General features: G+C 72.5%; 10 protein-coding genes. 9 read left to right on the top strand and 1 reads right to left on the bottom strand.

All coding sequences use genetic code 11. From position 1 onward, the window contains the following. Positions 1-84 precede the first annotated feature (84 nt). From AA23TX_RS14640 to AA23TX_RS14660, 5 genes are all read left to right on the top strand, one after another. Complete coding sequence (locus tag AA23TX_RS14640; protein WP_155543072.1) at positions 85-2,913, top strand: AfsR/SARP family transcriptional regulator; 2,829 nt, start codon at positions 85-87, stop codon at positions 2,911-2,913. Next, a complete protein-coding gene (locus AA23TX_RS14645; RefSeq protein ID WP_155543073.1) occupies positions 2,888-3,157 on the top strand; it encodes a hypothetical protein in 270 nt (89 codons plus the stop codon). The genes AA23TX_RS14640 and AA23TX_RS14645 overlap by 26 nt, the downstream gene beginning before the upstream one ends. A gap of 4 nt (positions 3,158-3,161) precedes the next feature. Next, on the top strand, positions 3,162-4,979 hold the full coding sequence (locus AA23TX_RS14650; RefSeq protein WP_155543074.1) for a RiPP maturation radical SAM C-methyltransferase: 1,818 nt from the start codon (positions 3,162-3,164) through the stop codon (positions 4,977-4,979). Positions 4,980-5,047: 68 nt separating this feature from the next. Continuing rightward, positions 5,048-5,446 (top strand): DUF6294 family protein, encoded by a 399-nt coding sequence (locus tag AA23TX_RS14655; RefSeq protein ID WP_155543075.1) that lies wholly within the window; start codon positions 5,048-5,050, stop codon positions 5,444-5,446. A gap of 98 nt (positions 5,447-5,544) precedes the next feature. Then, positions 5,545-6,744, top strand: a complete 1,200-nt coding sequence (locus AA23TX_RS14660) for an MFS transporter (RefSeq protein ID WP_155543076.1) — start codon at positions 5,545-5,547, stop codon at positions 6,742-6,744. 271 nt (positions 6,745-7,015) lie between these two features. Here the strand turns inward: AA23TX_RS14660 and AA23TX_RS14670 are convergent, their stop codons facing one another. Next, positions 7,016-8,056, bottom strand: a complete 1,041-nt coding sequence (locus AA23TX_RS14670) for a glycoside hydrolase family 43 protein (RefSeq protein WP_155543077.1) — start codon at positions 8,054-8,056, stop codon at positions 7,016-7,018. A gap of 214 nt (positions 8,057-8,270) precedes the next feature. On the opposite strand from AA23TX_RS14670, the gene AA23TX_RS14675 reads away from it, so the two are divergent. The 4 genes from AA23TX_RS14675 to AA23TX_RS14690 all read left to right on the top strand — a co-directional run bounded on the left by AA23TX_RS14675 (position 8,271) and on the right by AA23TX_RS14690 (position 11,623). Continuing rightward, positions 8,271-8,795, top strand: a complete 525-nt coding sequence (locus tag AA23TX_RS14675) for a DUF6630 family protein (protein WP_155543078.1) — start codon at positions 8,271-8,273, stop codon at positions 8,793-8,795. An 83-nt stretch (positions 8,796-8,878) separates the two neighbouring features. After that, entirely contained in the window at positions 8,879-9,604 is a 726-nt protein-coding gene (locus AA23TX_RS14680; protein ID WP_155543079.1) for a (Fe-S)-binding protein, read from the top strand. A gap of 130 nt (positions 9,605-9,734) precedes the next feature. Then, complete coding sequence (locus AA23TX_RS14685) at positions 9,735-11,051, top strand: lactate utilization protein B (RefSeq protein ID WP_439328757.1); 1,317 nt, start codon at positions 9,735-9,737, stop codon at positions 11,049-11,051. Then, positions 11,048-11,623 (top strand): LutC/YkgG family protein, encoded by a 576-nt coding sequence (locus AA23TX_RS14690; protein WP_155543080.1) that lies wholly within the window; start codon positions 11,048-11,050, stop codon positions 11,621-11,623. Before AA23TX_RS14685 ends, AA23TX_RS14690 begins: the two co-directional genes overlap by 4 nt. Positions 11,624-11,653 lie beyond the last annotated feature (30 nt).

Raw genomic sequence — 11,653 nt, forward strand, 5'->3', positions numbered from 1 at the left:
GCTCGCCGACCTTGCAGAGACCTTGCGGGGCGAGCAGCATCGACGGGGCCGGTCGGGACGGGTCGATCACGGGGAGTCCGCCGCATGGAGTTCCTGCTGTTCGGGGAGGTGCAGCTACGCGTCGCGGGACAGCCGCTGGATGTCGGGACGCCGCGGCAGCAAGCGGTCCTCGCGGCGCTCGCGGCCGACGCCGGACGCCCGGTGCCGATCGAGACGCTCATCGACCGCGTCTGGGGTGACGATCCGCCGGGTGAAGCGCGCAATGTGGTGTATTCCCACCTGAGCCGAATTCGGCAGGTGCTCACCGAGGTCACCGAGCTGACCGGCACAAAGACCGGCGTCACCCGGCGCAGCGCGGGATACGTGCTGGAAATCGATCCCGGCGCGGTTGACCTGAACCGGTTCGCACGTTTGGTCGAGCGCGGGAATGACGTCCGGGAAACCGACGAAGACCGGGCCGCCGCGCTGCGCGAGGCGTTGGTCGTCTGGCGGGGCCCGCCGCTGGCCGGCCTCCAGGGTGACTGGGCCGAAGGGGTCCGCGCGGCCTGGCACCGGCGACGGCTCGACGCGGCCGTGCACTGGGGTGAGCTCGAACTGCGGCTCGGCCGGCCCGACGCCGTGCTCGCCGCGATGTCCGACCTGGCCGCGGAGTACCCGCTCGCGGAGCCGCTCGAAGCCTTGCTCATGCGGGCCTTGCACGCGGCCGGGCGCGACGCCGAAGCCGTCGACCGCTACGCCGTCGTGCGGCAGCGGCTCGCCGACGCGCTCGGCACCGACCCCGGCCCCGAACTGCGTGCGCTGCACGAGGCGATCCTGCGGGGCGAGCTGCCGTCCGCGGCTCCGGCGGCCGCGGCACCGTCGTCGTCGCCGGCGCAGCTGCCGCCGGACACCCCGGGGTTCGCGGGCCGCGAGAGCGCGCTGCGGCGGCTCGGCGAGGTGACCGGCGGGCCGGCGCCGGCCGCGCGGACTGTCGTGCTCTCGGGCACCGCCGGGGTCGGCAAGACCACGCTGGCCGTCCACTGGGCACACTCGGTCGCCCGCGACTTCCCCGACGGGCAGCTGTACGTCAACCTGCGGGGCTTCGACCCGACCGGATCACCGACGACGCCGGCGGGCGCGGTGCGCGGGTTCCTCGAGGCGCTCGACGTCCCGGGGGAGCGGATCCCGACCACCTTGGACGCGCAGGTCGGCCTGTACCGGACGCTGCTGGCGAACCGGCGGGTCCTGATCGTGCTGGACAACGCCCGCGACGCCGGGCAGGTGCGTCCGCTGCTGCCCGGCGCGCGGGCCTGCGTGGTCGTCGTGACCAGCCGCGACCAGCTCGCCGGCCTGGTCACGGAGGGAGCGCACCCGCTGGTCGTCGACCTGCTCGACGACGCCGAGGCGCACGCGGTGCTGCGTCGCCGGATCGGCCAGGAGCGGCTGGCGGCCGATCCCGCGGCGGCCGCCGAGATCATCGGGCTGTGCGCACACCTCCCGCTGGCCCTGGCGGTGGTGGCGGCGCGCGCGGCGACGTACCCCGCGTTCGGCCTGGCCGCGCTGGCGGGCCAGCTGCGGGACGCGCGCGGCGGCCTGGACGAGTTCGCCGGAGCCGACCCCGCGACCGACCCGCGCGCGGTGTTCTCCTGGTCGTACCTGCGGCTGGATCCCGTGGCCGCGCGGCTGTTCCGCCTCCTGGGGCTGCACCACGGGCCGGACATCGGCACCCGCGCGGCGGCGAGCCTCGCGGGCCTGCCCGCCGGCCGGGCGCGGGTGCTGCTGTCGGAGCTGGCGAACGCGCACCTGGTGGCGGAGCACGCACCCGGTCGTTACACCATGCACGACCTGCTGCGCGCGTACGCCGATGAGCTGGTGCACGAGTCGGACACCGCGCCCGAGCGGGACTCGGCGGTCCACCGGCTGCTCGGCCACTACGCCCACACGGCTTATCACGCGGACGGGTTCCTCGATCCGCGCCTCGAGGTGCCGCCCGCGTTGACCCCGTTGCCCGAAGGGGCGGAGGCCGAGCGGATCGTCGACCGACGGCGGGCGTTGACGTGGTTCGAGACCGAGCACCGGGTGCTGCTGCGGGCGGTCGCCGTCGACGCCGAGTTCGACGCGCGGGTCTGGGAGCTGGCCTGGGCGCTGCGCAGGTTCTTGACGATGCGCGGCCATTGGCACGACGAGAGCGACGTGCTGAGCGCGGCGTTGAGTGCGGCGCGGCGGCTGGGGGATGAACGGAAGCAGGCCTTCGCGCACCTGCACCTCGGCGGGACGCACGTCTGGTTCGGCCGCCACGTCGAGGCAGGAGCCGACTTCCGGGCCGCGTTGAAGCTTTACACGGCGATCGATGACGTGGTCGGGCAAGCCTACGTGCATCGGCAGTTCGCGTGGATGCTCGATCGGCAGGGGATCATCGCGGAGGCGCTGGCCCACGCCGAGCAAGCACTGGACCTGTTCCGTGCGGCGGAACACCAGACCGGGCAGGCGGCCTCGCTGAACGCGGTCGGCTGGTTCCGCGCGCTGCTCGGCGAACACTCGGCGGCCATCGACTATTGCCGGCAGGCGATCGACCTGCAGACGCAGCTCGGCGACCACATGGGCGCGGCCCAGAGCTGGCACAGCCTCGGCTACGCCCACAAGCAGCTTGGTGACCACGCCAAGGCGATCACTTGCTACGGGACGGCAGTGGACCTGCTGCACGGCACCGGATACCTGGTCACCGAGGCTCGCCTGATCCTCGAACTCGCGAACCTGCACCGCGATCTCGGCGACCTGACTTCCGCGCGGTCCCGGTGGCAGGAGGCCCACGACATCCTCGCAGGACTCGCCCACCCCGAAGCCGATGCGGTGCGGGAGAGACTCAGGGAAGCCGATAGCCGACAGCCGAACAACGAGGAGGAACCCCATGTCCGAACCCGAATTGTCCCCTGAAGAGCTCGATGATTTCCACGAGAAGCTGAACCAGTTCAAGACCACATTGACCGCGGACCAGCTCAACCTGCTGGAGGCGATCCTGAAGCTCGCGTGGATCGCCACCGAACACGAGGAGTCTCTGGAAGCCGGCTTCTCCGGCTGCTTCAGCCTTCACCAGACCGCCACGCTCGTCTCTTACCACACCGCGGCCGGCGCTGGATCGGCCATCGCCGTCCCGCGCATCATCCGGCACACCCACTGATCCCGTGACCGCGCCGCCGGTGGTGCTCGTTTCCATGCCGTTCCTCGAAGCCGATCGGCCGTCCATCCAACTCGGCCTGCTCAAGGTGATCGCGGGGCAGCACGGGTTTCCCGTGCGGACCCTGCACGCCAACCTCGACTTCGCCGTGCGGGTCGGGCTCGACCACTACCGGCGGCTCGCCGACCACCGCGGGCGGCAGATCGGCGACTGGCTGTTCTCCGTCGAGGCGTTCGGCGACGCCGCGCCGGACCCCGACGGGAAGCTGCTCGACGAGCTCGGCGCCGAACTGTCCTACTTGGACGGTCCGGAGCGGCTGCTCGCCGTGCGCGACCAGGATGTTCCCGCCTACCTCGACGCCATCGCCGAGGAGCTCGCCGGCGTTCCGGTCGTCTGCTTCAGCTCGACGTTCCAGCAGAACGCGGCGTCGTTCGCGCTCGCCCGGCGGCTGAAGGAACGCGATCCGGGCGTCGTCACCGTGTTCGGCGGGGCCAACTTCGAAGGCGAGATGGGCCTGGAGCTGGTGCGGTCCGTCGGCTGCGTCGACCTCGCCGTGCTCGGCGAGGGCGACGTCGCCTTCCCCCGGCTGCTCGGCGCCCTCGCGAACGGCACCGACCCGGGCGTGATCCCCGGCGTCGCCCGGCGGGTCGGCGACGACGTCGTCGCCACCCCCGCCGAGCCGCCGCACGAGCGGCTCGACGAGCTGCCCGTGCCGGACTACGACGAGTACTTCGAACGCGCGGCGCGGCTCGGCCTGCCGACCGAGCACGTCGCGCTCCCGTTCGAGTCGGCGCGGGGGTGCTGGTGGGGCGCCAAGCACCACTGCACGTTCTGCGGGCTCAACGGGACCACGATGCGTTTCCGCGCCAAGTCGGCGGACCGGGTGCTCGGCGAGCTGGACGAGCAGGCGCGCCGCTACCGCACCTTCCGGTTCGACGCCGTCGACAACATCCTCGAACCGGGCTACCTCAAGGACCTGCTGCCGGCCCTCACCGAGGCGGACCGCGAGTACCAGATCTTCTACGAGGTCAAGGCGAACCTGACCCGCGCGCAGCTGAAACTCCTCGCCCGGGCCGGGGTCACGCAGCTGCAACCGGGCCTGGAGTCGCTGAGCTCCGCCGTCCTCCGGCTGATGGACAAGGGCGTCCGCGCCGCCCAGAACGTCAACCTCCTGCGGTGGGCCCGCTACTACGGCATCGGCGTCGGGTGGAACATCCTGTGGGGGTTCCCGGGCGAGCCGGCCGACGAGTACGCCGCGCAGGCGGCCGCCGTCCCGCACCTCGTCCACCTCCAGCCGCCGGCCGGGGCGAACCGGCTGTGGCTGGAGCGGTTCAGCCCGCTCTTCACCCAGCCCGGCCGGTTCCCGCAGCGGGCGCGCGAGCCCGAATCCAGCTACCGCCACGTCTATCCGTCCACGGTGGACATCGACCGGGTCGCCTACTTCTTCGACTACGCACCGGAAGACGAGCTGCCACCCGAGGTCTACACCCCCTTGAAGGACGCGGTGGCGGCGTGGACGGCCGCCTGGGAGGCGAAGCAGCCGCCGGTGCTGGTGTACCGCTGTGCCCCCGGCTTCCTGCAGATCTACGACGGACGCCACCCCGAGACCCACGGCACCTACACCTTCCGCGACACGCTCGCCGACGTCTACCTGGCCTGTGTGGACCGCCCGCGGACCGCCGCGGCCGTGCACCGCGAACTCGGTCTCACGGTGCCGGTTTCGGCCGTGGAAAAGGTTTTCCGCGGGTTCGGCGACCGCGGGCTGATGTTCCTCGACGGCACGCTCGCCCTGTCGCTCGCGCTGCCCGCGACGCCCGGCCGCTGACGCGTATCAGAGCCGCCGCCCGCGTCTCTGTCCTTCGCCGGTGCCGAGTTCGACGAGAGGCGCGTGACATGGATCCGTCGGTCATCGTGGCGACGGCGAACGCCGCGGCGGAGCGCCTCGCCGGCTGGACGCCGTGGGCCTTCACGTGGGGGAGGCTCGAACGGGGGCACTGCACGATCTTCGCGGGCGCCCGGTGGACGCTCTTCCCCGACGGGACCGCCGCCTTCGACGGCACCGTGGCCGCCGAACCCGGCCGCGCCTGGGTGATCTGGCACGTCGACCTCCTCGACGCGCGGGGGAGCGTCCTGGGCTCGCTGGCCACCGAGCACCCGGTCGAGGGGGACTGGCGCAAGTTCGTCCAGACGATGCCGGGCGGCGCGGACCACCACCGGTTCCGCGCCTGGGCGAACTTCGACGCCGGCCTGTGGGACGCCATCGCGTCCTTGCGGATGCACTGGAGCTGCTGACGCGGTGCGTCCGAAACGCCCCGGTGCGGAGCGGGTTCGAGCGAGAAAGATCACTCGCGTGCCGGACCGCCCGCTCCGGTCGCGCATGATGGTCGGACATGGTCGAAGAGTTCCGCTTGCGCTCGGTCGCCGCGGCGGCGTACGGGCCGGCCGCCCTGTTCGGGCTGTCCGAGGGAGCCGTGCTGCCGGTCATCGCGCTGAGCGCGATCGACCGCGGGGCGAGCACCTCGACGGCCGCGCTGATCGCCGCGTTGCTCGGGGTCGGGTCGCTCGCCGCGAACATCCCGGCCGGGATGCTCGCGACCCGGATCGGGGAACGCCGGTCGATGCTCGTGGCGGCGGCCGTCATGGTCGCGGGCCTGCTGGTCTGCCTGGTCGACCTGGGTCACGGGCCGTGGTCGCTGCTGCTCTACGGCTGCGGGGTCGTGCTGATCGGGGCGGCCGCCGCGGTCTACGGCCTGGCCCGCCAGACCTACCTGACCGAGATCGTCCCCCTGCACATGCGCGCCCGGGCGCTGTCGACGCTGGGCGGGAGCATGCGGATCGGCGTCTTCCTCGGGCCGTTCGCCGGGGCCGCGGCGATGCAGTTCGCCGGGCTGCCCGGCGCGTACTACGTGAGCCTGGCCGCGATCTTCGCGGCGGGCGCGCTGGTGCTGCGGGTTCCCGACCTGGAGGTCACCGCGGACGAGCGGGCGGCCGCGTCCGCGGTGACGACGCGGGGAATGCTCAAGCAGCGGTGGCGGGTGTACGCCACGCTCGGTGCCGGAGTCCTGTTGCTGTCGGCGATCCGCCAGACCCGCCAGACGGTGGTGCCGTTGTGGGCGGCGCACATCGGCCTGTCGCCGACGACCAGTTCGATCATCTACGGCGTCGCCGGAGCCGTCGACGCGCTGACGTTCTACCCGGCCGGCAAGGTGATGGACCGCTACGGACGGCGCTGGGTGGCCGTGCCCGCGACGCTCGTGCTGGGCGTGTCCTTCCTCTTGATGCCGCTCGCCGCCGGCGCCGGGCTGCTGACGGTGGCGGCCATGGTGATGGGCTTCGGCAACGGCATCGGGTCGGGCATCGTGATGACGCTCGGCGCCGACGTGTCGCCGTCGGTGGGGCGGCCGACGCACATCGGGATCTGGAACGAGCTGGCGGACATCGGCACCGGGGTGGGCCCGCTGATCCTGTCCGCGGTGACGGCGCTGGCCGGCCTCGGCGCCGGGATCGTGGCGAGCGGCGTGGTCGGGTTCGCGGCGGCCGCGGCGCTGTGGAGATGGATCCCGAGACCACACCACGCGGCCCCCTCCTAGGGTGTGCGTCGATGTCCGGCTTGGACTGCTGGGCGTGGTCGTGAGTGAGAAACAGTGTTCTAACCCTGTTTCTCACTCACGACCGTCTGGGACTCGAGAGCCGGGCGGCCGGTCGGACTCAGGGCGAGCAGGCTCTCCGCGGTCTCGGCGATGGTGTCGACGATCGGGGCTCACCGGCGCACTCTGGCGCGCCGCTTCGGGGCCGGAAGACCGGTCGGCGTCGATGCTGGCCCTCATCCTCGACGGCCTGAGCGCGCGCCGGTGAGCCCGCTCACTCGAAGAACTTGAGGCTCCAGCCGGTGTCGGTGGTCGCGCCCGGGACGTTGGCGCGGCGGTACGTCGTCGAACCCCACCAGCAGAACGAGCCCGTGTACCAGTAGCGGTTGGCCCACGAGTACGGCGTGCCCTTGGGGACGGCGTGGAACATCAGCGGGAACTTCGGCCCGGCGGGCGGGCTCGTCGCGATGTCGCCGTTCAGCAGGACGAAGCTGTGGCTGCCCGGGCCGTCGACGTAGAGCGTCGGGTCCCAGCCGGCCATCATCGTCTCGCGGTGGGAGCCGAAGAGGCAGCCGTTCGACTTGTACCAGTCCCAGACGTACGTCGGGTCGCCGCCGGCGCGCAGGCGGATCTCGGCGAGGCAGTACTGGTCGCTCCAGCTGCCGTTGGTCGAGTAGGCGATGTGCAACTGCCCGCCGGGGTCCTTGATCGGCACGGGCGCCTCGTTGATGAAGGGGTTGCCCACCACGCGTTCCCAGCTCTCGCGCGGCTGGGAGATGACGTACCGCGCCCCGGTCGGCGTCGTCGGGCCGCTCATCCGCGCGAGGTAGAGGTTCTGCTCGACGTTGGTGTCCCCGGCCCAGCCCGACCAGACGAACCACCGCTGCCCGCCGAAGGTGAACAGCGTGCCGTCGATGGCCCACTTGCCGTCGGGCAGCGCCAGCTGGGTCTCGGCGGTGTAGCCGCTGTCGGCGACGGCGGAGCTGATCACGTACATCCGGTGCGCCGCACCGGTTCCGGCGGAGAAGTAGACGTAGAACCGGCCGCCGTCGAGGACGATCTCCGGGGCCCACACCTCGCCGCGGCCGCGGCTGTCCGACCAGATCCGCCGGGCGGGCGCGCTCGCCAGGCCGTCGGGGGAGGTGGCCTGCCGCGCGACGATCCCGCCGCCGGACGACTGCACGGCGACGTAGGTGGAACCGACCCGGAGGACGCTGGGATCGGCCGCCCGCAACGCGGTCTGACCGGCTTGCGCGGCCGGCGCGATCAGCGCGGCGAAGAGGGCGAAAACGACGGCGAGACAAGAGAGTTTCATGACCACATCCCTCGGTCGATCCGGGACCGTCGGCCAGGATCACCCGTGACCGGGCGCGTCCGGTAGAGCCGCGGGATCTTGCTCGATCCAGATCGGCCGAAATTGGTCTGAACCGGTGAGGTCCCGGTCAGCGGATCCGGAGGCTCGGCGCCGTCCCGCCGCGGCGAGGTGCGATCATGCCCCGGTCGACCACCTGGCCCCGCGGAGGACATCGATGACTGCACCGGCTCGCGACGCGCTCGTGGCGGTGGCCACCCTGCTGGCACCGGACGTCCCGCAGGTGGCCGCCCGCGCGGCGGCCGCCCACGACGACCCCGCCGCCTACTTGCTGGAGCACGCGGACCGGCTCGACGACCGCGGCATCGACGAGCCTTTCCCCGGCCTGCCGTGGATCGCGCTGGTGGACGCGCTGGCCGACCACGGCCTGCTGGCCGAAGTCGACTGGAAGGAAGCCTCCGGCGAGATCGCCGCCCGGCTGCGGGAGCTGCGTTCCGCGCCGCGGACGGACGAGCTGTGGACGTCGCTGGGGGAGAGCGACCTGCCGACGTACGAGTTCCTCGAGGCGGCGGGGGACCGGCTGGCCGGGACCGGCACCGCGCTCGCGGTCCTCGACATCGAGTCCGACTGTTACCCGCTGGTTCTCGTGCCGTCCGCTCGGGCCGACGACCTCGTGGCGCTCGCCGCGGCGGCCGGGTTCGCGGCCGCCGCGCTCGGGCGTTCCGGAGCCGTTGAAACGTAGAAACGACCGCGTTGACTTGTTCAGCAGGCTCGTAGTAGCGTCCCCGAACGCACAGTTGAAACGTTTCGATCAGGAGGGCGCGCATGAAGGTCGCCGTGCTCGTCACCTGCATCAACGACTCGCTCTTCCCGGAGACGGGCAAGGCGGTGTTCCGGCTGCTGCGCCGCCTCGGCGTGGACGCGGACTTCCCCGAGACCCAGACCTGCTGCGGCCAGCCGATGGTCAACACCGGCTACCTCGACGAGGCCGTGCCCGTAGTGCGCGCCTTCGCGCGGGCGTTCGCGGGCTACGACTACATCGTCACGCCGTCCGGTTCCTGCGCGGGCTCGGCGCGCCACCAGCACGGCCTGGTCGCACGCCGGGCCGGCGATCCCCGCCTGGCCGAGAGCGGGCCGAAGGTCCACGAGCTGAGCGAGTTCCTCGTCGACGTCCTCGGCGTGACCGACGTGGACGCCTACTTCCCGCACCGCGTCACCTACCACCCGACCTGCCATTCGCTGCGCATGCTCGGCGTCGCCGACAAACCCCTGCGGCTGCTGCGGAAAGTGCGCGGGCTCGACCTCGTCGACCTGCCCGCCGCCGAGGAGTGCTGCGGTTTCGGCGGCACCTTCGCGCTCAAGAACGCCGAGACGTCCACCGCGATGGGCTCGGACAAGGCCCGGCACGTCCGCGACACCGGCGCCGAGGTGCTCGTCGCCGGCGACAACTCGTGCCTGCTGCACATCGGCGGCCTGCTGTCGCGGCAGCGGTCCGGGGTCCGCGTGCTGCACCTGGCCGACGTGCTGGCTTCGACCGAGGGGGACGCGTGAGCGCCACGTTCGTCGGCATGCGGAATTCCCCGCCGCGGCCCGGGAAGCGCTTGCCGACACCCAGCTGCGCCGCAACCTCGCCCACGCCACCGGCACGATCCGCGCCAAGCGCGCGGCCGTCGTCGGCGAGGTGGCCGAGTGGGAGGAACTGCGTCTCGCGGGAGCGGCGATCAAGGACAACACCCTGCGTCGCCTCGACGAGCACCTGCTGACGCTCGAAGCCGCCCTGGAGGCCGGGGGAGCGACCGTCCACTGGGCCCGCGACGCCCAGGAGGCCTGCGCGATCGTCGCCCGCATCGCGCTGGATCACGGCGTCGACGAGGTCGTCAAGGTCAAGTCCATGGCGACGCAGGAGATCGGCCTCAACGAGGCGCTCGCCGAACACGGTGTCACCGCTTGGGAAACCGACCTCGCCGAGCTCATCGTGCAGCTCGGTGACGACCTGCCCAGCCACATCCTGGTGCCGGCGATCCACCGCAACCGCGCGGAGATCCGGGAGATCTTCCGCCGCGAGATGGCCGCGGCGGGCCGTCCGGCGCCCGACGGGCTCACCGACGACCCGGCCGAGCTCGCCGGCGCGGCCCGGCTGCACCTGCGGGAGAAGTTCCTGCGCGCGAAGATGGCCGTCTCGGGCGCGAACTTCGCCGTCGCCGAGAGCGGTACCCTCGTGGTCGTCGAGTCCGAGGGCAACGGCCGCATGTGCCTGACGCTGCCCGAAGTGCTCGTTTCGTTGGTGGGCATCGAAAAGGTCGTGCCGACGTGGTCCGATCTGGACGTGTTCCTCCAGCTGCTGCCGCGCTCCAGCACGGGGGAGCGGATGAACCCGTACACCTCGACGTGGTCGGGCGTCACCGCCGGCGACGGCCCGCAGGAGATGCACGTGGTGCTGCTGGACAACGGCCGCACCCGCGCGCTCGCCGACGAGGTCGGCCGGCAGGCGCTGCGCTGCATCCGCTGCTCGGCGTGCCTGAACGTCTGCCCGGTCTACGAGCGGACCGGCGGCCACGCCTACGGTTCGGTCTACCCCGGGCCGATCGGCGCGATCCTCAACCCTCTGCTCAAGGGCGTCGGCGTCGACGAGCAGACCGACTCCCTCCCGTACGCGTCGAGCTTGTGCGGCGCCTGCTTCGACGCCTGCCCGGTGCGCATCGACATCCCCGAAGTACTGGTGCACCTGCGGTCCCAGGTGGTCGACGCGCATCGCGGCGGGCCGCCGAAACCCGAGGCGGTGGCGATGAAGTCGGCGTCCTGGGTGCTCTCGGACGCGCGCCGGCTGGGGCTGGCCGAACGCGGCCTCGGCCTCGCCCACCGGTTCGGCCGCCGGGTGCTGCCGGGCGGCCGGCGCGGACTGTCCCGCCTGCCCTGGCCCGGTTCGCTGTGGACGAGCGCGCGCGACCTCCCGGCGCCCCCGCGTGAGTCGTTCCGCGCCTGGTGGCGGCGGCGATGACGGCACGCGAGGACATCCTGGCGGCGGTCCGCGGCGCACTGCGGGACGCCGACCGGACGGAAGCGGAAGTCCCGCGCGGCTACCGGTCCGCCGCCGCCGCGGACGTCGAGCTCTTCGCCGAGCGCGTGGCCGACTACCGGGCGGCGCTCACCCGCTGCACCGTCGCCGAGGTGCCGGACGCCATCCGCTCGGCGTTGGGGCCGGCGCGGGAAGTGCTGGTGCCGGAGGGCTTTCCGTTCGACGTCGGCGTGCCCGCGTCGCCGGCCGGGCTCACCGGGGCCGACGCGGTCGTCACCACGGCCGCGCTGGGCATCGCGACGACCGGGACCATCGTGCTCGACCACGGCCCCGGCCAGGGGCGGCGCGCGCTGAGCCTGGTCCCGGACGTGCACGTCTGCGTGCTGCGGGAAGACCGGATCGTGGCCGGTGTGCCGGAAGCCGTGGCCGCGCTGGACCCGGCGCGGCCGCAGACGTGGATCAGCGGTCCGAGCGCGACCAGCGACATCGAGCTGACCCGGGTGGAGGGCGTGCACGGGCCGCGGACCCTGCACGTCATCGTCGTCGCGGAGTGAACCTCACCGGCGGCCCGGACGTCCCCTGGT

The organism is Amycolatopsis camponoti (assembly GCF_902497555.1).
GTDB lineage: Bacteria > Actinomycetota > Actinomycetes > Mycobacteriales > Pseudonocardiaceae > Amycolatopsis > Amycolatopsis camponoti.